Below are 24,682 nucleotides of genomic sequence, written 5' to 3'. Positions count from 1 at the left end.
GAGGCCAATATGATTATTGAAAGTAGCTGCATTTATAACAGTTTATGCTGCCAAACTAAACCTATAGCCCAACGGCTAGTGCCAGCTTCCTGAGTATCATCTTGATACCATTCAGTACGAAGCCTAAAGCTATCATAAAAATCCCATGTCCAGGCCACAGCCAATTTTTCAGGTTCGATCCCCTCATTGTATAAGCCGCTAGATTGAATAAAGGTTTGGGACGTTTGAGTAAAACTATTGTCGACCACTAAACGTTCGTATTTAACTTGTAAACTGTGATTGTCTAATGACACACCGAGTTGCAGCTTATATCCATCTTGGGTTGCCAAAAATGCCGCACTTTGAGTCACGTCCAGTAACTGCGCGTCAATATCAGCGCGGATCCACTCGAATTCGGCATTCAGGATAATAGGGTTCACTTGCCATTGCAGATTAGCAAAACTGCCCATGGTGACCGTCTCTCCAGAAAAGGTAAGATCTGAAGCGCTTAATTGTGCATCACCATGACTGTGTCCATCTTCGTATCTTTGATCACTACGCTTGTCTGCCTCACTGCGCATTAGCCAACTGCCTACCTTGGCACTTAGTTCCCCATGTTGAATGGCATAATGCACAAATAAAGCTGCGGTTCCCTCCCCCGAACTAGCTGGCCAATTATCACCATTCCAGACTTCAATACCGAAGTTGATACCTTGTATTGAAGCACTGGCTCTGGCACCTATATCAACAAAATGCCTGGCAAAAAACACATCGGCCAACAAAGGTGACTCACTGAAGGATCCACCTGAAGCATGAAAGTTAGCGGTAGGGGTAATATCGCTGGACATTTTACCTATTTCAAATAATAGAGGCTGCCCCATTATCGCCGCGCGGCTGCCAAACCAAAGGTTTTCTAACGCCACTTCTGTTGAACCATCATGACTATGTGCGCCAACTTTTGCACTGACAAAATAACGCTTATGAATATTTAAATGCCCTAAAAGTTGCACATCATCAAGGCTAGCACCTTGCTCCACTGGTAACGACTCTCCACCCAATAATATACCGGGTAACTGCCACACCTCATCAGATGGAAAAGCTTGGTTATTTCTGTAAGTAAAGGTGGTTTTAATATCTAATGAATCGGGTTGCGTATTAACAGGTTGATTCTCATGGGCAACGGCAGAGGCCGCAAAACAACTACAAACACAGCTAAGGATAGTTTTTTTCATTATTATTCTTTAAAGGGATCGGAAAATTTAGGGTTATTGATAAATTCGTAGTCAGTTAAGGATTCGAGAAACGCAATCACTGCATCGATTTCATCATCAGTTGCAACAAATGTTTTTATTAAACCTGACTTGAGTGGGCTTAAATTGCCATCTCCGGCATTTTCACCAGATTCAATTAACCGACCTCCTCTGGCGTAGTGCTCAATGACCTCACGTAAAGTCGCAATACTGCCATCATGCATATAAGGAGCGGTTAGCTCGATATTCCTTAAACTTTGGGGACGAAAAAGTCCTCTGTCGGCTAAGTCTAGCGTCAATTCATATAAGCCTTGATCAGCCGCGGGATAACTGCCCTCGCCGTCTACGTTATAAAGCCCATTATTAAAAAACGGATATTGAATAGTATCTTCAGTAGTGTTTGAGTCACGGTACGACACTGAAAAATTACTACCCGTATGGCAATGAAAACATTCAAATTTTTCGCCATTGAACAAACTAAAACCTAATTTTTGTTGCTCTGTTAATGCGCTAGTATCTCCCAACAAATATTGATCATAGGCACTGCCTGCACTGATCATCGAGCGCACAAAACTGGCTAAGGCAAAAATAATTTTGTTAATGCTTGCACCCGACTCACTTTCAGGGAAAGCAGCGGCAAACATGTCCACGTAACTAGCATCGGCATCAAACCTTGCAAGGACTTCTTCTATATTGGAATCGGTCACGCCTAGCTCTATTGGGTTATCAGACCGAATAGGTACGTTTAGCTGCTCTTCTAATTCCAAAAACCCATTATTGCTCCAAGTAAAAGTTGAATGATAAACCACATTGGCTAAGCCTTGGCTGTTACGAACTAACTGGTGACCCGTTGAGCCAAAAGGCCGCTCTACAGCATCACTAAAGGCTAAAATTTGTTCATGGCAAGATGAACAAGATTGAGTTTGATTTGCCGATAATTTGGGGTCGTAAAACAGAAACCGACCTAGTTGGATTTTTTCTGCTGTTAAAGGATTAAAATCAGGTATCGACGGCACTGCCATATGAGCAGGTAGTTCAAGTAAATCCCTAAGGCTTTGTTGTTGAGTACTTTCTTCTACTGTGGTTGAAGAGGATTGATTACACCCCATCAAAATCCCCATCACTAGACATACGGCAATAAACTTCATCACGTCTCTTTTTCAAAGGTTTAGGGGAAACCAGAGTCTCCCCCGAACTAAACTATTCAGCGCTAATAGTAGCGTTGTCGGCGGCTAAACTTGCGCCAGTTTCTGCGGAAATACCAAAGTTCAAGAAAACAGGACCACAATCTGCTTGCACACTACTTGGCGCTGAATGACAACTGACTGCAGGGGTATCTACCCCCTCAGTTGTTGATGCGAAGGCCACGCCAGAGAGAATGCTTTGGATATCCACCACCACAGTATTCACAGCTGGATCAAAGTTATTCAATTCCACTTTTGGGGTGTTGATGTATTCACATTCATCTTGGGTTTCAAGTGCTAGCAAACCATCACCAGTACAATTTTTGCTGCCAATATGTAGATAACCACCACCAGCTACACCGTTAGTATCTTCAATAGCAAAGTTCATTAAAAAGTGGCGATATCCACTGGCCCAAGACCAATACATTTCATTTAAAGGAGACGGTGCATCTTCCACTGAAGTGGTGGCGATCACCTGCTGCATAACGGCTTGGGGTACACCTAAATCAAAAGACACTTTAGCGACCCCTGTATCAGTATAGCTACCAGAAATAACACTATTTGTACGCGCCGTTCCAGTTAGAGTTTCTATAGCGCAAGCACCACTAGCTGTAGACGTTAAGTCGACCAGGGCAACAAAACCTTGTTCACTTTGGTACTGAAAGTCATTTTCATCTAAGGTGGCTTCTATCTCTACATCATATTGATCGTAAAACTTAAGGTTACTCACATAGAAACGTAAATCACTTACCCCTATGCTATAACTTTGGTCGGTGCCGTAGTCAGTAAACATAGCATCACAATCAATTTCCTCAGTACCACTCATGGCTTTAAAATTAAGACTAAACGCACTAGCGACTGCTGTATCCTTGTTGCTGTTGTCAGTAGAATTACTGTCACCACAAGCGCTCAAAATAGTCGCAACGAATAAGCTGGTAAAAGTAGTCAGTTTAAAATTGGCATTAAATTGCATGGTAATTTCTCTTCCAAGTAGTGTTAATGATGGGAATGATTAGATGTGTCGGAATTTGCTTCAGGAGGAACTTCAACCCAGACCTCAACCGTTACCTCTGGGCTGTTTTCAAATTGCAACTGCATGGGAAATTTAGCCCCTTTTACTAAGGGTTGTTTAAGTCCAACCAACATAATATGGCTGCCGCCTGGCGTCAGTTCAGTTGTCTCTTTAGCGGGGAGCAACAAGCCATTCTGAGCTTCTCGCATCTTTAACATATTTTCAGTATGCAGGGTTTGATGTATTTGCGCCTGTTCGGCCACGCTCTGGGGAACCCGCGCAGACAACAAACGTTGTGTTTGCTGTGTTGGATTATTAATAACTAAATATACCGCCCCGGTTTTAACCACTGGCGCAGTGGGTCTCGCCCAAGGATGCTGCACTTCAAGCTTACCGGCACTAAAGTCGTGAGAGAAAACCACAAATGACAACGCCAAAGACGAAACAATGAGTGAACGCAGAATAAGGTGTATTAAGAATTTCAAAATAACTTACCAAAATTTTTTAGTCATTATAGAAACTTACACTAAGGCCACAATGCGACATATTGTCGCACCCATAGGATTAGACGAGTATGAGTAAAGATGACATCAGTCAGCATTAAAGCTAAGAGAAGCTGCGAGCGAAACAACAGCTCACACAATTTAATTGAAACCTGGAATGAAACAAACTTATAAAAAACGGGCGATAAAAAAGACAGTCACCTGTCTTTTTTATGTACTTTTAGCTGATTATGTTGCCACTAACTAATCTTGTTTTAGCAAGTGCATCACATTTTTTAAATCTGTTTTACCCTGAATAATTTCATCCGGTGTAAGGCCAGATATTTCATGAGGAAACACCAACCATTCATCACTTTCATGCACATAATAATCAGGCACTAAATCTGTTTTATTATTTTGCGGTTTGTAATAAGGGCAAGCTATGCGCACATCTTTTGGCATATTCGCTCGAGATAATTTTTTAATTTGTTTCATCAAGGCGTCTACACTGCGGCCTGAATCAAATACATCATCCACAATTAACAGGCTATCTTCGGCATTTGCATTTTCAATCAAGTAATGTAACCCATGCACTTTGATGGTTTTTGATTGTTGATCAATACCGTAATAAGAGGAGGTCCGCACCGCAATATGGTCAGTTTCCACTTTTTTAAAATCGAAATATTCTTGTACAGCTATACCAATAGGTGCACCGCCACGCCAAATGCCGATAATAAAATGTGGGCGAAAGCCACTTTCATAAACCTGAGCTGCCACTCGAAATGAATCTTCAAGTAATTGTTGAGCGGTGATAAACGTTTTTTCCATTTGATAAACCTTAAAATTTAGAGAGCGGCTGCCAGCGCGGTTGCCCGAAAATACTACTATTAGCCAGCTATTGTATACCCAAGTTGGATTTATTCATATTTTAAAGCATCAGCCGGATTAACTCTTACCGCTCGATAGGCTGGGTAAAGGCTAGCTAAAAAGCATAAAATAAGTGACGTACCTATGAGAAATAGTACTTGTTGCCATTGCAAGTCGGTGGGCACACCTTGTCCTTCAGGACTAAGAAATACCGGTAAATTCAGTAGTTTAATAATATTATTAATTTGTGACACTAACAAAACACCGGCGACAACGCCAATAGCCGTGCCTTTAATACCATTGTAGATACCATTAAAAAGGAAAATCCCCATAATATTCTTACGGGTCATGCCTTGCGTTAACAATATCGCAATATCACCTTGCTTTTCGGTGACGACCATCACTAGAGCCGACACTATGTTAAATGCGGCCACCGAGATGATAAGTAACAACATCAGTGACATCATATTTTTTTCCATTTTCACGGCATCAAATAACACACCTTGTTGGTCACGCCAGTTAGTAGAGCGGTAACCTTGCTGCTGTAATGATTGAACGACACTTTTATACTCAAAGGCGTCAGCCAAAAACAACCGCGTTTGCGCTAAATTTTCGGTTTTACTGCGTAACAATCTGGCGGCGTCATCAATATGCATCAACACCGCTTTATCATCTAATGCAGAGCCTAGATCAAATATACCGACCACGCGGAACACTCTTTGACTGTAGATCCGACCAAAAGGCCCAAAATAACTATTTTCTGATGAGATCAAACGCGCGGATTCGCCAATCCGCAAATGTAACTTGTTAGACAGTGCGTGCCCAATAACAATCCCATATTCCCCTTTGACCAAATCAGTCAACTGACCAATTAACATATTCTGAGCAATAATAGAGGATTGTTGCATCACCTCTGGTTGAATGCCTTGAAACATGACCCCTGTCAGTCCTTCTGAGGATTGAATAATACCTTCCGAATCTATCTGCAAAGCACTATTAAGCACACCTTGGATTCCCGTAAATGTATCAGGGAAAGCATCTACATCAGACTTTTTTTGTACTAATACATGAGGAGTGATCCCTAAATTTCGCAGTTTAAGTTCTCCCTCAAACCCATTCATGACTGATAAAACTGTGATCAAGGCCATCAACCCAAGCGCAATACCAGCTACAGAAAAAAAGTTAATAAAGGCAATAAAATGACTGCCTTTAGATGCTTTGGCATAACGTAAACCAATAAAGGCTGAGAGCGGGTAAAACATAAAAAAGAAACTCTTATGAGAACAAAACAGTTAAAAAATAAAGGTTTAACTGTTGGTATAGTGATGAATGATGTTGAATAATACGTGCCAGACGTAAATCTAACAAGCAAAGCTAAAACTGGGAGAGAAAATGCAAAACTTAACGCTTGAACAAAAGCATCAACAATTTGATGAATTTTTCATGATCAAGCACAATATTCCAGTCAATATGCGTTTATTGGAAGAGGATTTTCTTTTACCCGAAATTGATGATTTACATCAACATATGCCCTACGAATTTCAAATTGCCAGTGAATTATCAGGTATAGATACCAAGGCTTTACGGCCACTGCGCCGTTTAGGTGAACACGCAGTTGAGCTAGCTGAATTTCTTAATCATCAATCACGAAAGATTGACTTGATGATGTCGCTTATTTTACAACAACATTCCAAAAATGAACAAAGCTATCACTCACTAAAATTTGGTGGCGGAGGTATAGTTATAGAAAGTGAAAAGCCACTTTCCGTTGGCGCGGCAATTGAACTTAAACTGTTTCTAAGAGAAGAAGCGTCGGCGATTTTTTGTTTTGCTGAAGTTATTACTTGTAAGCCAGCTGATGATACGTACCATGTATCCTTGATTTTTACTCGTATACGTGAAGAAGACCAAGATTTATTAGTCAAAGCGAGTTTACATTTACAAGCGGCCAATTTACGCAAACGTAAAAACCAAGAAAAACCTTAAAAGAACTAAAACGAAAACTATTAATGACTCACAGTATTTTTTCACCACCTTTACCAAACAATACTCTTAAAACTAAAAACGATATTCGCCATTGGGGCAATCTCCTAGGCAGCAGTACCGCGCTAGTATTAGCCAATGCCACAAAATCTGCATCTGGCCCGATATTATTAGTGACCGCAGATACACCTAGCGCCATCAAACTTGAAAAAGAACTTGATTACTTTTTACGGGATCAAGCTGTTGATGTGCAATTGTTTCCTGATTGGGAAACCCTTCCCTACGATAACTTTTCACCACATCAAGACATAGTTTCCCAGCGCCTAGAAACCTTGTATCAACTCACCCAAAACGAACGTAGAGTCTTTATTGTGCCCATCAATACATTGATGATGCGTATGGCACCGGTAGATTATATTGGTAAATATTTACTGATATTGGAAGTGAATCAAAAATTAGATATTGATGATTTTCGTACAGGCTTAGAGCGCGCTGGATATTTACATGTCAACCAAGTGATGGGGCACAGCGAATTCTCTATCCGTGGCAGTATTATTGATTTGTTCCCTATGGGCAGTCAGCATCCCTACCGTATTGATTTATTTGATGATGAAGTAGATACCATTAGGCACTTCGACCCAGAAACGCAACGCTCTGGTGACAAAGTAGATGAAATTAAACTGTTACCCGCTAGAGAGTTCCCTACCGACAAACAAGCAAGTTTGTTATTTAGGCAGCAATATCTCAGCAAGTTCGACGCCAATAACAGCAAAGAGTCCATTTATTACCAAGTAGGTAAAGGTCTGATGCCCGGTGGCATAGAATATTATCTACCGTTGTTTTTCGATAAAACCGCGACCTTATTCGATTACCTGAATCAAGATACCACCATATTAATGCACGGCGATTTGCAGGTCGCACATGAAAATCACTGGAAAGATGTTAATCATAGGTATGAACAACTCCGTTATAACCTTGCGCGCCCCTTGTTGCATCCTGCTGACATTTTTATGCGTTACGAAGAGCTGTTTGGTGCCTTAAAAGAATGGCCAAGAGTACAAATACAAAACCAAGCCGTTGCTGAAAAAACCGGTAGTGTTAACTTTGCCACGGCATCTGTGGGCGACGTAGCGCTGAAGCCACAAAATAAAGTGCCGTGGACATCATTAAAACAATTGGTAGCTGACTGGCAAAAACAAAAAGTTAAAGTGTTGTTTAGTGCCGAATCAGCTGGGCGCCGCGAAGGTTTATTAGAAATACTCAGCAAAGCGGAAATTAGACCCAAGGTATTTGAAACCCTTGAAAGCTTTATGCACAGCGCCGAACCCATAGGCATAACTGTCGGTGCTGCTGAGTTTAGTTTTTTACTTGAAGAGCCAAAAAGTAAAATTGCCTTTATTACTGAAACCGAATTACTCGGGCATAAAATCAGTCACAGGCGCAGAAGAGATAAACGTCAAGGTACAGACGAAAACGCCATTATTCGCAATTTGGCTGAATTACAAATAGGCCAGCCAGTGGTGCATTTTGAACACGGTGTAGGTCGCTATTTAGGGTTACAAACCTTAGATGCCGGCGGCATCACCACCGAATATTTGGCCATAGAATATGCCAAACAAGCTAAGTTATATGTGCCTGTGGCCTCATTACATTTCATTAGCCGTTATAGTGGCGGTGATATTGAACATGCTCCTTTACATCACTTGGGCACCGAAACTTGGGCAAAAGCCAAGAAAAAGGCCGCAGAAAAGGTCCGCGATGTGGCAGCTCAGTTATTAGATGTGTACGCCAGACGTGCGGCTAAACCCGGCTATGCATTTAAGATCGCATGGGATGAATATCAATCTTTTAGTGACAGTTTCCCGTTTGAAGAAACCTTAGACCAACAAAAAGCCATCAACGCAGTGATCCAAGATATGGGATCAGCAAATGCCATGGACAGACTAGTCTGTGGCGATGTCGGTTTTGGTAAAACTGAAGTGGCAATGCGCGCAGCGTTTATTGCAGCCAATCAAGGAAAACAAGTGGCCATCTTAGTGCCTACTACTTTACTTGCTGGGCAACATTTTGAAAATTTTAAAGAACGTTTTGTCAACTGTCCTTTCAGAATTGAAGTATTGTCTCGTTTTGTCAGCGCTAAGGATTCAAAACAAACCATCACTGCAATTGGTGAAGGTAAAGTAGATATAGTGGTGGGAACGCATACATTATTACAAGACAGCCTTAAATTTAACGATTTAGGTTTAGTCATCATTGATGAAGAACATCGATTTGGGGTACGCCAGAAAGAAAAGTTTAAAGCATTGCGTTCAGATGTAGACATTCTAACCTTAACAGCCACTCCTATTCCAAGAACTTTGAATATGGCGTTAAGTGGTATGCGCGACTTATCCATTATCGCCACACCACCGGCTAAACGTTTACCCATCAAAACCTTTGTACAGCAACGCAACAAAGGGCTTATACGGGAAGCCATCATGCGGGAGATTCTCCGTGGTGGTCAGGTTTATTTTTTACATAACGAAGTAGACACCATTGAAAAAACCGCTCAAGAAATTGCCGAAATAGTACCTGAAGCCCGCATTGCCATAGGTCATGGCCAAATGCGTGAACGTGAACTTGAAAAAGTCATGGCAGATTTTTATCACCAGCGATTTAATGTGTTGTTATGTACCACTATTATCGAAACAGGTATCGATGTGCCTTCTGCCAATACTATAGTAATGGACAGAGCCGACCATTTAGGCCTCGCGCAACTTCATCAACTACGTGGTCGTGTGGGTCGTTCACATCATCAGGCCTATGCTTATTTACTCACGCCTCATCGAAGACGATTAAGCAAAGATGCCGCTAAACGCCTAGATGCAATATCATCATTAGAAGAATTAGGGGCAGGTTTTGCCTTAGCTACCCACGATTTAGAAATTCGTGGTGCAGGTGAATTACTTGGAGATGGACAATCAGGACAAATTTCCAGTATCGGTTTTACCCTATACATGGACATGTTAGAGCAAGCGGTAGAAGCACTTAAAGAAGGCAAAGAACCCTCATTAGAATCTGCGCTTTCAGAGCAAACAGAGATCGATTTACGTTTACCCGCATTGTTTCCAGATGATTATATCCCCGACGTCAATCTACGTTTATCCTTGTATAAAAAGCTGGCCGGTTGTAAAGATGAAAGGGCTGTAAATGAGTTACAAATTGAACTGATTGATAGATTTGGTCTATTACCACAAAGTGCTAAAAACTTGTTAGACATGACCATGCTTAAACTCAAAGCTAAACAAATTGGTATCTCAAAAATGGAGGGTACCAATAAAGGGGGATTTGTAGAATTCTCTTTGCAAACACAAATAGATCCTGGCTTTATTATCAAACTCATTCAGTCGCAGCCGAGGATCTACAAATTAGATGGACCACAAAAACTTAAATTTATCGTGCCTACTGAATCAGCCAAAGATAGACTTGAACTGTTTAACAATATGCTAACCGAGTTTAGCCAACAATTACGAGCAGCTTAATGATAGATAAACTCAGAAACCATCCTCTAAAACCCATAACTAATGGGGCTTTCACGGCAAAAACTGCCCTAGCCGCCTTATTTAGTGCCAGTGTTTTAGTGCAACCTGCCCTAGCAGCAGAAACTCAGTGGTGGTTTGATGTTGAAGTGATTTTATTCGAGCGTAATTTACATGTAAGCGATATTACCGAAAAGTTTCAACAGTCGCGACTCGTTCCCCCTGACAATGGATATCTTGACTTACTCACCCCCTATCTTCACCCGGATTTAAGTTACCTGCGTGCAGGACTCGATTACTGCCGAGCATCAAGCCGCCAAGCGGTAACAACCCAGCATGAGCTAGATTTTGCTTTACCTACACCAGAAGTTGCAGAAAAAGATCCTTCAGCGCCACCGTTAGAAGAACAAAAATTAGACAAAATTGCAGCAAGTGATCAGAACTTAGCACTTAGTGCAAAAACGAATGATGCCACAAACTTTCAATACGAAGTGGCGACAACAGATATATTTGATCAATCTACAGAACACAATGTTATTACTGAACCGTCGAAACATGAAAATACTACACAATTACACTCGCAACCAGGTAACGGCGTAAACCTTGAGCAACCAGCCAACCTAGAATTCACTGAAACCCGTGTAATTAGACCACCTATTCGGGTCGACTTTATTGAATGGCAAATCCCTAGTGATCTTCCTTGTGCCTATTCTGAGGAAATTGATGCGTCATTTGCCTCTATTAACTATTTACAACAAGCAGAATTAGACGAACAAGCTAAAAACCTGATTTCGCAGGTACCAGTGGTAATAGACGGGATTGAATGGCCACAAAAGCGAAGTGCAAGTGTGTTACCTAAATCCAATATGCGTATGAATGATTTATACGAAAAGATTAAAAAGCAGCGAGATATCAGCCCAATATTGCATATGAATTGGCGACAACAAGTGCATTTTGGCCGTGAAAATGGGCAAACAATTCGATTGTTTGCTGGGCAAAATTATGCACCACAATTTAATGCCCTTGGTTTACCTTTAGTACCTGATTCAGAAACGTTAATTAATACTCTAGAGCAACAAACAGATGAGGTGTATATTCCTCAACAAGAACTTGCACTTTTATCTCCTGAGCAGCAACGGGCACTTTTAGATAATGAGAATGGCTCTGAAACAACCATTACTGAAGATCTATTTGCCAAAATTGATAAGGCGTTGACCGATGAAACGCCTATTGATTTTGAACACAACGATGATAAAACTAAACAAATTATTCACAAAGCCGACTCAGCTTTACTTAAAGAGCTGTGGCAATTAGACGGCGGAATAACCGTGTACTTGCGCAGAGTTGGGCGAGTTCCATATTTACACATCGATAGTAACTTAGACTACAGACAGCCCGTATATGACCCTAAAAAAGCACTAAAAACATCCGAATTAGCCTCTAATATGGCTGTGCAAGGTGCAATAACAGACAATCAACTACAACAACCTAATTATCTGCAAAGTGTAAATTTTAATCAGCTAAGACGGGTCATCAGCAAACAAGTCCATTATTTTGATCATCCTTTATTTGGCATGATTGTGCGTATTACGCGTTATCGTTGGCCCGAAACCGATCAAGACAGCGACGAACAAGAAAGTGAATAAAATAATGGCTTGATAAACAATTCACTTATTCTAAGGTGGAATACCAAGTACAACAAAAAAGCCGTCAAATCTGACGGCTTTTTAATCTAACAAAGTTTGTAAATATTAAAACACATAGTTTAAGCGTGCGTAGTAATACCCGCCTTGCCAATCAACGTTATTACCTGACCAGTAAACTACACCACAACAGTCATCGCGGTTTAGATTACCGTCAACCATTACGCCATCTTTATCTGGATAAGTATCAAAAATATTACGGGCACCAGCGGCAATAGATATGCTATCACTCAGTTGGTAATTCATTTCTAAATCAAACATTACCCCTGCGTCATACTCTTGCACTATGCTCGCATCAGAGCTTATAGCATTTTCATATGCGCCATAAAAATTAGCACGAATCAATATGCTTAACATGTCAAAATTATGTTTAGCAGATAAAACGCCTCGCCATTTAGGCAGTGCATTTTCTAAATCATACTCATCTTCATTGTTAAGGTATAAAGATGCATCTGAATCAATTTCGGTTGAGTTGTAGTTTAATGACCCAGTTAATACGGTGTCATCTAAAGTATAAGTGGCAACAATATCCAAGCCGTTAGTGACAGTATCAAAGGCATTCTGGAAGTAATTAACACCGCCAATTGTATTTGCCCCATCCACACCCGCAGCCACTAAAGCTAAATATTTGTCATAGGCATCACCATCGTCTGGATTAGTGGATACATCTATGGTCGATACCGCATAAAAACGGTCAGCCAGTTCAATACGATAAAAGTCGACAGTTAAACTTAATTCGTCAAAGCTACCCGACATACCTAAACTATAGTTCAAAGACGTTTCAGGTTTTAAGGCTTCGGCCCCTAGCGCTTGCCCTACATCGCTCAATGCAGGGAAAAGACCAGTCGCCACAGGAAGACCATCTGGTAATCGAGTCGAAACGTTGGTTGTACCTTGTTGTCCTGGGGTCGGCGCTCTAAAACCAGTGCCTACCGAACCACGTAAGTTAACTTCATCGCTCAAACTGTATTTGAAAGCGATCTTACCTACTAATTCAGAACCAAAGTCAGAGTAATCCTCATAGCGTAATGCACCTTGCAAGAACAATGCATCGGTAATATCTGTACTTAAATCGACATAAATACCTGCCATATCGCGATCATAAGTCTCTGAATAGATATCAGAATATCCAGGGAAGCCGTTAGAGCCGACTCCTACCGCGGTATAAACAGCATCAGCAGAATTACCACAATCTAAACTAGAACCGGCTAAAATCACTGCCAAACCATCGGCACTAGCTGAACCATCGGCGTTACAAAAATCATAAGGATCGGGACTAGAATAAGGTCCCACACTGTATGAATCAGGGTCACCTTCAACTAACTCGTAACTTTCTTCCATATAAGTCAAACCAAAAGCGAGTACCACCTCGGTAGAAAATCCCATATCAAAAAACTGCGTAAAATCAGCTGACAGTTGTAATTCTTCGTTAATTAAATCACCAGGGTGAAATTTAGTGGGCGAATCAGGACCCATAGAAGGGTTGATAGTGTTTTCTAAGGTGTATTCAATTTTATTCGATCCGAACCTAGCACTGAAGTCATAGGTCATTTCATTAGCAAACTCACCTTCTAATCCGCCGACTATTGATACGTCAGTAATTTCACCAGTAAACCTAGGCGTAAAACCACCAGGAAATTTTTCAAGGGGTGAATAAAGTGATCCATCTGCTAAACGAATATCCTCAATGGTACCGTTACCTGGATAACGATAGTAAAAACTACCATCGCCTTCACTGGCAGAATAGTTACCAAAGGCATATAGCTTCATGGTCTCGCTAATTTCATAGCCTGAGTTAAAAAACAAGCGAGTCGCTGAACTGTTAGGTTGACCCCAAGGCTGCACTACGTTTTCTCCGCCTAAATTAGCGTTGTCTAAGCCAGCAATGAAAGCGTCTTCAGAGTAACCAGATACTGACGTATCCAGACCTGTTAAGAAGTTGGCACTGTCGACATCCACACAAGCCCAACTTTCGCAGTATTGCTCACTACGGCTGGTAGAGCTTGTATCGGATATTTCACCTGAAAGACTAAAGAACCCCTTATCACCAAGGGCAAAACCTATATTACCTGTTACCGTGAATTGCTCACCATCACCTTCGTAATATTGACCCATGTCCACTGACAAAGAGCCACCTTCATCGTTATCCTTTAACTGAAAGTTGATTACGCCGGCGATAGCGTCTGAACCATACTGTGCAGCCGCCCCGTCACGAAGCACTTCCACACCTTTGAGTGCTGATGAAGGAATCGTCGCAATGTCTGCCCCTTGAGTACCTGATCCCCCAATTTGCACCAAAGCAGAACGATGACGCCTTTTTGAATTAACCAAAACTAAGGTTTTATCTGTAGGCATACCACGCAAACTTGCTGGACGTATAAAAGATCCACCATCAGAAATAGGCTGACGGGACAAAGAATAAGAAGGCACTAAGGTTTTTAAAATGTCATTTGTATCGGTAAAAGAAACAGACACTAGGTCATCTTCACTAAATACATCCACTGGCACAGCAGAATCGGCAACCGACCTAGGTGCCCCTCTTGAACCTGTGACAATAATTTTTTCTAAATTGGCTTTATCTGTTTGTTCTGCATCTTGGGCATAAATGCTCGGTGACATCATGACTAACCCAGACGTGGCCACTAAAACTGGCAGTGACCGACGGATAGATAGACTAAGTTTATGTAGTTTGAGCATATTTAACCTCTTATTAGTGAGCGATATGTGTTTTCTTAGAACTAACTGGCGCAACGCTCTAAATAGGCGATGCATTCTCAGTTTCGAAACGAAGGGACTATGCAAGTGCAATGCACCATTTCAGGTAGCAAAAACAGCAGAAAAACCTCGCCTCTTAGCATATAAAAAGCAACACAAATGCCAATCAGGGATGCAGCTTTTGTATAGCCCCCCTAAGGTTTTCTTATGCCCATTGAGACCCTCGCTATCACTGGCTTTTATTTAGTGTGATGGCACGTTCCTTGTATTAAATGTATTAAACGTGTAGCCAACAACGGCTAAGTGGATGGAAAAGAATAGTAAAATGCGCATTAATAGCTCGATTGCACAACTATGTGGCACTGCTCGAACGTCAGGTTTTTTTACTGAATGAATAGCAAACAACTTAAATACTTTTTAAAAACCGCTGATAAAGGCAGTATTACTGGTGCGGCAAAAGAATTAGATATTGCGCAACCTGCTATAAGTCAGCAAATTTCTAGTTTAGAACACGAATTGGCAGTGAAATTGTTCGAACGGGATTTTAGGGGAGTAAGGCTGACTACATGTGGGGAGAAATTCTACTTAAGAGCAAAATCTATTGTTCATCAGATGGGCATGGCTAAGAGTGAAATTGTCGAAACTGAAGCAAATCCATCAGGACAAATATCCATTGGCATGGCACAAGCTGTTTGTAATGTATTGGCAATCCCACTAACACAAGCCATTCAGAAAAAATATCCAAATGTAGAACTCACACTGCATTACGGCACCACAGATTTTCTTAATCAATGCCTTAGCGAAGGCCAAATTGATTTAGCTATCACTTATGAAAACACTTTTTCAGATAAAAATTTTTGTAGCTCCCCTATGATTAAGGAGAATATTTATTTGGTGGTCGGCACTGAATCAAATCAACAAGGATATGCTCAACTGGCTCAACAAGACGAAATTGAATTCAAAGATCTAGCGGCATTTGAAATCATTTTACCCCATCAAAGTGATCCTCTTGTGCAAATGCTAAATCGTTATGAAACGCAAACGGGCGTTAGGATCTGGAATAAACAAAACTTTGGATTATTGATGACTAATTTACGTTATGTCACAGATGGATTAGGTCTGATGATCTTGCCGTCATCTGCAGTATTCCACCTAGAGAAAACAAAACAAATCAACTCCCTGTGTATCACTCAACCTAAGCTGAGCCGAGAAGTGTTACTGGTAAATAACGCTAAACACCCCACTAGCAATGTCAAACAAATTGTCAGTAAAATACTATTTGAACTAACCAAAGATGCCCATTCCTTGGGCAATTGGAGAGGAGAATTACTCTTTTAAGCCATACATCCTATGTTAAGGCTTTTAAGATAAGGCTAATGTTTGCTCTAATGCCTTTGGTAGTGCATCCACATATTTTTGCACGTCTGGGATCAAGCCCATACTGACTCGTGACCAATTGGTATAATCCCGGTAGATACCACGGATTAACACATTCTGCTCAGCCATTTTTTGTCTGAAAATTTCTGCATTACCTTGACCTAAATCCACAAAAACAAAATTAGTAGCCGAAGGCAGTGCGATTAATCCATTGGCTTTAACAGCCTCTAAAACCATTTCACGGCCTTCGATGATCTTGGACTTAGACATTTTTAAAAACGCTTCGTCATTGTAACTGGCAATTGCAGCGGCCAAGCCTGCCTGATTCATGGCATAACCACCTAAACCATAGCGATTAATATTGCTGGTATTTTCCTCCGATGCCATCATGTAGCCTACTCGCATACCAGCAAGACCATATATCTTAGAAAATGTTCTAGCGACTATAACGTTATGGCCTTCACGTACCAAAGACACCATGGAGTTTTTTTCCGGCATATCTGTAACCTCGTTATAGGCTTCATCAACCAACACCAATGTTTTCTTAGCCGCTTTTATACAAAAAGCTCTTAACTTTGCAGCATCTAATAAACTTCCTGTAGGATTATTTGGGTTAGTGACATGAACCATAGCAACATCATCATCAATGGCCGCATACAACGCATCTAAATCAATACTCAAGTCGGCGGTTTTAGCTATCCGCTTAATTTTATCTCCACCCATTTTTTGTGGTGCTTTAGCTGTAGTATCCCAAAACAGATCTGGCCCCAGTATTTTACCTTTTGTTGACGCCGCAATAGCCGCATAAGACAACACACCACTTGAACCAGAGCTCAGCAAGACTTGGGTTTTACTCAAACCATTTTTCTCGGCAATCATATCTGTCAACACTTGATAGGGCTCAGCAGCGTAATACGCTCCTTTAGCGCTCGCTTCCATCATCGCTTTAATGGCACCTGGGCTTGGACCATAGGGATTTTCATTAGCGTTAAGTTTTGCAACGCTAGAAATTGGACCATAATGCACAACGGGAGCCTTATGATGCGCAGCTAACGCGTTACCTGATAAAGAAACTAAACCACCTGCAGCCACAGCGGAAGCTGTAGCTATTGTTCCCCTTAAAAATAATCTTCTACTTACACTGTCAGTCATGTTGTCGCCCTTTAGTTGTTTCTAATTGAATTAAAATGCTTTGTAGTACATAGAAATCGACACTATGACTAAGTACAGCCCAAACATGCGTTTTAGACTGACCTCATTCAAGCTATGTGCCCATTTAGCACCTATAGGTGCTGTTAGAATTGAACCTGCACTTATGGCAATAAGCGCCGGAATATTGATGTAACCAACAGTTCCATACGGAAGGTTGGTGACGTTGTGACCCATAAGCAAAAATCCAATTGCTCCAGGTAAACCAATAATAAAACCCACACCAGCAGCTGTTGCTATTGCTTGATGAACACTGCGATTACAAATCACCATAGTCATCACTGTTATGGTTCCACCGCCAATTCCTAGAAGCGCTGAAAACCCACCCAAAAAAGAAGCTAATCCAGCTTTATAGGGACCTTGAGGCATAGTTAATGTATTTGACGATCCTTTAAATAGCCTCGGAAACAAGAAATATATCGAATACAACAACACGCCTGTTGCAAACACAATAATCAGACTTTCTGGACTAGTATGAGCAGCAATATATAATCCGATTAACACACCAACCACTAACCAAACAGACCAATCTTTCAATATTGCAAAATCAACGGCATTCTTTTTACTATGGGCCTGAACAGAACGTGCACTTGAGACAACTATTGACGCTAAAGACGTGCCAATAGCTACCTTAATAAGTTCTCCTGACGACTCACTAAAAAAAGGAAAAACAGCTAATAAAGCAGGTACTACTACAAACCCACCACCATTTCCAAACAATCCGGCAGTAATACCTGCAATTGCTCCCGCTAAACATAACGTGCCTACAAACCACAACAATTCAACTTCCATAACACCCCTATGTGAAATATCAATAAATGGGAATACAGAAGAATTTGCTGTACGAAGTCTACTTAGCAGATTTAATGCCAGCCTCTATAAGCCAGTATTTATGGGGGAAGAGCTGAATATCTCGATAATGCTTGCACTAAACTGGATGTTTAGTGCGCGAAGTTGATGCAAAAAAGAATATGTTATTACCATATTAGCAAATAAAAAAACACTAACTGTGGCAATCAAATGAGAGCAAAGTTTAATGACTATATTAAGGAATGACTACTTCAGTATTTTTTATTCAAAGGAATAATTAAGTAACTGAATATCCTGCTTATAATGCTTAGAAACCGCATCAACAGAAGCTTGATTATAATATTCCCTGTAATCTTTTTTACGGTCTTTAGCCTTACGCTTATGAGGAATAGAAAAATCTTTTAACCCTAGTTCATTTTTAATCGTACTAAAGTCGTCATGAAGAGATTCATAACGTCCTACAAAATCCACTATGATTTCTCCATTTAAATCAATTAAGTGTTCACTTTGTAATTTAGTCGCTATGTCGAAGTGAAAAATGTAGGGTCTTGCTGGGTCAAATTTATAGGTAATGAATTCATTAAAATCAGCGATATTCTCAAGTAATTCTGGTCTTTCACGTTGAATATGATGGTAAGAAGACACTTGTAAGTCCCAGGGGTTACGCACAAAAGCAAACTTATACAACTGGTTAAAAAACGCATTAGGCAACATTTCTTTAGCGGCAATCACCCCCGCATGGCGCGGAAGTTTTGAGGCTGTTGTATGCCCACACATATTACTAATTTTATGACAAGGAAACATTAAATAGTACATTGGGTCTTGCCAACGAAGTCTATTCAATACAGCTCGAATACTTGATCCTCCCGTTTTTGCAATATGTACATATAAAAAATTGTAACGATGATTAAGCAGCATTTTATGATCCAAAACTAAATATACGAAAAAAGGTTTGCCTTATTTACAACGATCTAAAGACCATAGAAGTAATTGAGCCCAAGTTAGGACTTCCCTTGATCAAATGAGTTCCCATAAACTTAAGAAATCAAAAATGACAGAAATTCTCACCCTAAATGAAATCAAACCTGTTTTTCAACAATGGCAAATTAACTGTGAATAATTAATGCCTTCGCGGTACTCATTATTCTTTTATGACAATTGCGTTGGACGCTGCAGAATTAATGCCAGCATTGCTTACGCACCATTACATGTGAAAAAAACGAAGTGGTAACTAAGGTAAGCACTAAACTAGTGGGCGCCTGCACAATAATGATGCAACTTGAATAGCCAAAACCTAAAATGGGCAGTGTTTTACAGATTGAGTCTACTGACAGCGAAAGGTTAAGATAAGGAAAAGTAACTCACTAAAGTGATGATACAAGCCAAAAATATATTCAACATAACACCTTCTCTGGCCATAATTTTAATACTAAATTTATCCATGCCATACACTATGGCATTGGGGGCGGTTGCAACAGGCAACATAAAGGCGCAGCTAGCACTGATGGCAGCGGGCATCATCATTAGTGCAGGGTCAACGCCTGCTGCGACTCCTGCTGCGGCCAATATCGGCATTAACAAGGTGGCGGTGGCGGTATTTGAGGTAATTTCCGTTAGAAAAGTTACGAATAAACAGATGGCCAATATTAATAAGGGAACGGGTAAGCTCGACAGCCCTGTTAACCCATCTCCCATCAGGGCACTTAAACCAGACGCAGAAAAGGCCTTGGCGATACAAATGCCCCCAGCGAATAACAACAACATCCCCCAAGGTATAGAAACGGCCGTTTCCCAATCAAGTAATTTGTCAGATTTGGCTTTAATATCCACTTCTCCAAACTTGCTGTTTTTGACTGAAGGGACTTTGCCTTCAACTTTATTACCGTTTGGGATCAAAAACATCAACACGACTCCCGCCAAAGCAATGCTGCTATCGCCAATGCTGGGCATGTTTAACCATTGAGTCCAATAAGGTCTAAACATCCACGCTAAGGCGACCATTAAAAACGTCACTAACACACGCTTTTCAGCTGGCTGCCAAGGGCCGGATTTCGGTAAATTATACTCTTGGGTATTTTCTAGATTTCGAGTTAACCACCAAGCCATGACTGGAATGCCGATCACAACAATTGGAACACCGGTTTTCATCCATTCGAGAAAACTAATTTCTTTACCTTGAGTTTCGAGATAAACACTCATAAAAATAATATTCGGCGGTGTACCTACTGGAGTACCCACTCCACCCAAACTGGCCGCATAAGCAATACCCAGTAACATAGCTATGGTTAATTTCGGGTCTTTTACATGTTGCAACACCGCCAAAGTAATCGGCAATAACATTAAGGTAGTGGCAGAATTAGAGATCCACATACTTAAAATGGCAGCGGTTAACATAAACCCCAACACCAGTCTCTTGGCACTTTTTCCACCTGTAATATTCACTAAATAAAACGCTAAGCGACTGTGCACATTGGACTTCTCTAATGCCTTTGACAGCATAAATGCGCCCATTAACAGCAAAATAACGTGACTCCCCAAAGCAGAAGCCGATTCTTTATGACTCAACACGCCAGCCATAGGAAAGCCAAAAAAAGGAATAAGTGAGGTAACAGGAATAGGCAGCGCTTCAGTGACCCACAACATAGCAGTAAACAAAGTGATGGAAGCCGTAGCGGCAATTAAGTGTGGTTGCCCTATAGCCAACAGCCCACAATACATCACTATTGCGCTGATGCCAGAGAGCAATATTAATTTGTTATTAGATTGCATAGAATTGATCTAATACTCTGCTAGCCACTTGGTAATCCTTGGTCATTTTTAACTGAGAAAGATTCAAAGATGTGGCTTTTCTGAGGCGTTTTATTCTTTCTAAACTGCCCTTTTGCAACGTCATGTTGGCTGGTAAGCCATCTATCACTTTGGCTGTTCCTTTTGGATCGTTGCACACTAATACCATGTCACAACCTGCCTCTATGGCCAATTCAGCCCGTTCAACAATGTTGCCCATTTGCACAGCACCCTGCATAGACAAATCATCAGAAAATACCACACCGTCAAATTCTAATTCTTGTCTCAATATGTGTTTGATCCACTTTTTAGAAAAACCGGCAGGTAAATCGTCTACATCAGGATAAATAACATGGGCAGGCATCACAGCATCCAATAAACCTTGCTGATGTATAGCGTTAAAAATAGCCATATCTATTGCAAATATGTCTTCTTTACTGCGTTTATCTACTGGCATGGCGATATGAGAATCCTCGAGAACATTGCCATGCCCAGGGAAATGTTTGCCTGTGGCAGCCATCCCAGCTCGGTGCATACCTTTGATAAATTCACTGGCTAGTTGCACAATTATTTCTGGTTTCTGGTGAAAGCTCCTGTCCCCAATGACTTCGGATACACCATGAATATCTAACACCGGAGCAAAGCTAATATCAATATCAAAAGCAAGCAGCTCAGCAGCCATCAACCAACCGAATTGTTCGCTTAAATAGCCTGATTGATAAGGGGTTTCGTTAGCATTTTGGCTGATACTTCCCATTGCAGGAATTTTACTGAAACCCTCGCGAAAACGCTGCACCCTGCCCCCCTCGTGGTCTGTCGCAATAACCAACTCGTTACGCGTAACACTTCTAATGTGTCTGACTAGGTCAGAAAGCTGTTTTTGATCGTGATAGTTGCGACTGAATAAAATAAGCCCGCCAACTAAAGGGTGATCGAGTATATCTATCTCTTCGTGGGTCAGTTCAAAACCTGACACATCTAACATCAATGGCCCCATTAAATTAGTGCTCTTCTTTTTAGTGGTTTACAAATTTAATGGACATACTATAGGAACCAAGCAATATTCCAAACGAAAAATATGACTTTCAAACTCTCCCATGGTTATACTCTGGCAAATCGTAATTTATGTTGTTTTCAATGAAGTTTAAAACCGTAGGATTAATCGGCAAACAGGCACATCAAGGTGCAAATTTAAGTCTTAAGGCATTAATTGTCTATTTGACGAAACGTGGTTGTCGGGTTTTAGTTGAATCCAAAACCGCAAAAGAACTAGATTCAAATGGTTTTGAATCCGCAGATATTAGAGAAATTGGTAAGGAAGCGGACTTAGCCATAGTGGTAGGTGGTGATGGGAATATGCTGGGTGCAGCCAGAATACTAGCGGAGTTCAACGTTGCTGTAGTTGGGATAAACCGAGGAAACTTAGGTTTTTTAACGGACATTAACCCCGACGATTTTGAACCTCAACTCGATAGTATCTTTGAGGGTGACTACAACAGAGAGCAACGCTTCTTGCTTGAAGTCGAAGTGTATCGAGAGGGAAAAATTCAAAGTAAAGATTCAGCCGTCAATGAGGTGGTTATTCACCACGGCAAAGTAGCCCATATGATGGAATTTGAAGTGTATCTGGATGATAATTTTGTATTCAGTCAACGTTCTGATGGGCTCATTGTGGCCACACCCACTGGATCTACAGCCTATTCGTTATCCGGAGGAGGGCCAATTCTGACACCTAATTTAGATGCATTAACTTTAGTGCCTATGTTTCCACACACTTTAAGTAGCCGTCCCATAGTAGTAGATGCCAACAGTACTGTTAAATTGAAGGTATCCCCAGAAAACACTGATAACTTACAAGTCAGTTGCGACAGCCACATAGTACTCACAGTATTACCTGGTGACGAAATAATTATCTGCAAAAACCCTGCTAAATTGTCTTTAATACATCCCAAAGATTATAACTATTTCAATGTGTTACGTACAAAACTTGGATGGGGTAGTAAACTTTACTAGTCATTCTCTTCTTTTTTTTTAAAGAGATGACTAGACACTAAGCAAAAGCATGTTTATATTTACAGTTACTGTATATATAAACATGCTTTTGTATGTCTTTGTTGAGAATTTAAAAATGCTTACCCATCTATCCATTCGTAATTTCGCCGTTGTAAAAACATTAGACGTTGATTTTGGCTTAGGTATGACAGCCATTACCGGCGAAACCGGAGCGGGTAAGTCGATATCAGTGGACGCCTTAGGTTTATGTTTAGGCGAAAGAGCAGACAGTGGCATGGTGCGCACAGGAGCCGACAAAGCTGAAGTAAGTGCAGGTTTTAATGTCAAACAGCTTCCAGGCGCTCTAAAGTGGCTGGAAGAACATGAATTGTCAGATGATGATGAAGTACTGATTAGACGAGTTATATCTTCTGAGGGGCGCTCAAAAGCGTTTATTAATGGCACGCCTGTCCCCTTACAGCAATTAAAAAGCTTAGGGCAATTTTTACTGAGCATTCATGGGCAACACGCCCATCAACAGATACTAAAGAGTGATAATCAGCGCCATTTGCTGGATCAATACGCCGAACATCCCACGTTACTCAGTAAAGTGGCCGAGTCTTATCATACCCTAAGAGTCCAGCAACAACATTATCAAAACTTGTTACAAGGCCAACAACTGCGGGCAGATCGTAGCCAGTTGTTGTCCTATCAGATCCAAGAGTTAGATGAATTTGCCTTGGCAGAGGGTGAGTTTGTTGCCCTAGAAATAGAACATAAAAAACTCAGTCATAGTCAAACCTTGCTAGAACAGAGCCAAATTAGCTTCCATCAACTTTACGAAGCGGAAGAATTTAATGCCTTATCAGCGGTACAAAGTAGCGTCGATCGCCTAACTGAATTACAAGAGCATGATCCAAGTCTGGCACCCATTGTGACTATGTTGACCGAGGCCAGCATTCAAATTGACGAGGCGGCCAGCGAGTTAAGGGCCTATACCGAACAGCTGGAAATTGATCCTATGCGTATGCAAAACGTCGAAGCAAGGTACTCACAAGCCTTAGATTTATCCAGAAAACATAATGTTCAGCCCGAGGCCTTATATGAATTCCATCAACAACTCGCCACTGAATTTAGTGAATTACTCAAAGATGATTCACTCTTAGAAGAATTAAAAGTGCAGTTATGTGCACTTGAACAACAATATCATCAAGCAGCAGATAAACTCAGCGTTTCTAGGAAAAAAGCCGCCAAGACTTTTGCTAAAGAAGTGGAACGGCATATTCACCATATGAACATGGCGGATGCGGTATTTAAAATTGATGTGACACATCAAACCCAAGGTAGTCCTAACAAATTGGGTTTAGATACAGTGCAATTTGTTGTGTCGACCAATAGAGGCCAAGCACTAGATAATCTTGAAAAAGTGGTATCTGGGGGTGAATTGTCCCGTATTGGTTTAGCCATACAAGTGATCAGCTCTAGCAATAATGATATTGCCACTATGATCTTTGATGAGGTTGACAGTGGTATCAGTGGATCTACGGCCTCTGTAGTTGGGCAATTGCTGCGTAAGCTAGGTGAAAGTGCCCAAGTAATTTGTGTCACTCACCTACCCCAAGTTGCAGCCAGAGCCCACAATCAAATGTTTGTGACTAAGTTCAGTGACAAGAAAACCACAGAAACTCATATGATTTGTTTACAAGAAAGTGAACGAATTGAAGAGTTGGCACGTCTATTAGCAGGAGACACTCTTACCGAGTCTGCTTTAGCAAATGCCAAAGAATTGTTACAATTCAGTAATTCATAACAAT

General features: G+C 41.0%; 18 protein-coding genes. 6 read left to right on the top strand and 12 right to left on the bottom strand.

Annotated features, from left to right (window positions below):
- Positions 1-32: 32 nt before the first annotated feature.
- The 6 genes from AAC000_RS19210 to AAC000_RS19185 all read right to left on the bottom strand — a co-directional run bounded on the left by AAC000_RS19210 (position 33) and on the right by AAC000_RS19185 (position 6,036).
- On the bottom strand, positions 33-1,211 hold the full coding sequence (locus AAC000_RS19210; protein ID WP_339725045.1) for a hypothetical protein: 1,179 nt from the start codon (positions 1,209-1,211) through the stop codon (positions 33-35).
- A 2-nt stretch (positions 1,212-1,213) separates the two neighbouring features.
- Positions 1,214-2,377 (bottom strand): MbnH family di-heme enzyme, encoded by a 1,164-nt coding sequence (locus AAC000_RS19205; protein ID WP_339725044.1) that lies wholly within the window; start codon positions 2,375-2,377, stop codon positions 1,214-1,216.
- Between the two features lie 52 nt (positions 2,378-2,429).
- Positions 2,430-3,386: an MbnP family copper-binding protein gene (locus AAC000_RS19200; RefSeq protein ID WP_339725043.1), complete on the bottom strand. Its 957-nt coding sequence runs from the start codon at positions 3,384-3,386 to the stop codon at positions 2,430-2,432.
- 23 nt (positions 3,387-3,409) lie between these two features.
- Positions 3,410-3,910, bottom strand: a complete 501-nt coding sequence (locus AAC000_RS19195) for a copper chaperone PCu(A)C (RefSeq protein ID WP_339725041.1) — start codon at positions 3,908-3,910, stop codon at positions 3,410-3,412.
- A 261-nt stretch (positions 3,911-4,171) separates the two neighbouring features.
- Positions 4,172-4,735, bottom strand: a complete 564-nt coding sequence (locus AAC000_RS19190; protein ID WP_339725038.1) for a phosphoribosyltransferase family protein — start codon at positions 4,733-4,735, stop codon at positions 4,172-4,174.
- 89 nt (positions 4,736-4,824) lie between these two features.
- Positions 4,825-6,036, bottom strand: a complete 1,212-nt coding sequence (locus tag AAC000_RS19185) for a lipoprotein-releasing ABC transporter permease subunit (protein ID WP_339725037.1) — start codon at positions 6,034-6,036, stop codon at positions 4,825-4,827.
- Positions 6,037-6,166: 130 nt separating this feature from the next.
- Here AAC000_RS19185 and AAC000_RS19180 point away from each other — a divergent pair, with 130 nt between their 5' ends.
- The 3 genes from AAC000_RS19180 to AAC000_RS19170 are packed head-to-tail and all read left to right on the top strand — an operon-like array spanning position 6,167 to position 11,921.
- Positions 6,167-6,760, top strand: coding sequence for a PilZ domain-containing protein (locus AAC000_RS19180; RefSeq protein ID WP_339725035.1), 594 nt, complete (start codon positions 6,167-6,169; stop codon positions 6,758-6,760).
- A gap of 23 nt (positions 6,761-6,783) precedes the next feature.
- On the top strand, positions 6,784-10,278 hold the full coding sequence (gene mfd / locus AAC000_RS19175; RefSeq protein WP_339725033.1) for a transcription-repair coupling factor: 3,495 nt from the start codon (positions 6,784-6,786) through the stop codon (positions 10,276-10,278).
- On the top strand, positions 10,278-11,921 hold the full coding sequence (locus AAC000_RS19170) for a CsiV family protein (RefSeq protein WP_339725032.1): 1,644 nt from the start codon (positions 10,278-10,280) through the stop codon (positions 11,919-11,921). The genes mfd and AAC000_RS19170 overlap by 1 nt, the downstream gene beginning before the upstream one ends.
- 105 nt (positions 11,922-12,026) lie before the next feature.
- Here AAC000_RS19170 and AAC000_RS19165 read toward each other — a convergent pair whose 3' ends face one another.
- Positions 12,027-14,675 (bottom strand): TonB-dependent receptor, encoded by a 2,649-nt coding sequence (locus AAC000_RS19165; RefSeq protein WP_339725031.1) that lies wholly within the window; start codon positions 14,673-14,675, stop codon positions 12,027-12,029.
- A gap of 408 nt (positions 14,676-15,083) precedes the next feature.
- On the opposite strand from AAC000_RS19165, the gene AAC000_RS19160 reads away from it, so the two are divergent.
- On the top strand, positions 15,084-16,031 hold the full coding sequence (locus AAC000_RS19160; RefSeq protein WP_339725030.1) for a LysR family transcriptional regulator: 948 nt from the start codon (positions 15,084-15,086) through the stop codon (positions 16,029-16,031).
- A 24-nt stretch (positions 16,032-16,055) separates the two neighbouring features.
- On the opposite strand, the gene AAC000_RS19155 is transcribed toward AAC000_RS19160, so the two are convergent.
- From AAC000_RS19155 to nagZ, 5 genes are all read right to left on the bottom strand, one after another.
- Positions 16,056-17,222 (bottom strand): histidinol-phosphate transaminase, encoded by a 1,167-nt coding sequence (locus AAC000_RS19155; RefSeq protein ID WP_339725029.1) that lies wholly within the window; start codon positions 17,220-17,222, stop codon positions 16,056-16,058.
- 30 nt (positions 17,223-17,252) lie between these two features.
- A complete protein-coding gene (locus AAC000_RS19150) occupies positions 17,253-18,071 on the bottom strand; it encodes a sulfite exporter TauE/SafE family protein (RefSeq protein WP_339725027.1) in 819 nt (272 codons plus the stop codon).
- Positions 18,072-18,350: 279 nt separating this feature from the next.
- A complete protein-coding gene (locus AAC000_RS19145) occupies positions 18,351-19,007 on the bottom strand; it encodes a sulfotransferase family 2 domain-containing protein (protein ID WP_339725024.1) in 657 nt (218 codons plus the stop codon).
- A 423-nt stretch (positions 19,008-19,430) separates the two neighbouring features.
- The gene (locus AAC000_RS19140) at positions 19,431-20,858 is read right to left on the bottom strand and encodes an SLC13 family permease (RefSeq protein ID WP_339725023.1); all 1,428 of its coding nucleotides are present in this window, start codon (positions 20,856-20,858) and stop codon (positions 19,431-19,433) included.
- The gene (nagZ, locus tag AAC000_RS19135; RefSeq protein ID WP_339725022.1) at positions 20,848-21,861 is read right to left on the bottom strand and encodes a beta-N-acetylhexosaminidase; all 1,014 of its coding nucleotides are present in this window, start codon (positions 21,859-21,861) and stop codon (positions 20,848-20,850) included. Before nagZ ends, AAC000_RS19140 begins: the two co-directional genes overlap by 11 nt.
- Positions 21,862-22,013: 152 nt before the next feature.
- Between nagZ and nadK the strand changes: the two genes are divergently transcribed.
- A complete protein-coding gene (nadK, locus tag AAC000_RS19130; RefSeq protein WP_339725021.1) occupies positions 22,014-22,889 on the top strand; it encodes an NAD(+) kinase in 876 nt (291 codons plus the stop codon).
- Positions 22,890-23,004: 115 nt separating this feature from the next.
- Entirely contained in the window at positions 23,005-24,678 is a 1,674-nt protein-coding gene (gene recN, locus AAC000_RS19125; protein WP_339725019.1) for a DNA repair protein RecN, read from the top strand.
- The last annotated feature ends 4 nt before the right edge of the window (positions 24,679-24,682 follow it).

It is taken from the genome of uncultured Paraglaciecola sp. (assembly GCF_963977085.1).
Classification (GTDB): domain Bacteria; phylum Pseudomonadota; class Gammaproteobacteria; order Enterobacterales; family Alteromonadaceae; genus Paraglaciecola.
This window is presented reverse-complemented; position numbering and strand designations above follow the sequence as displayed.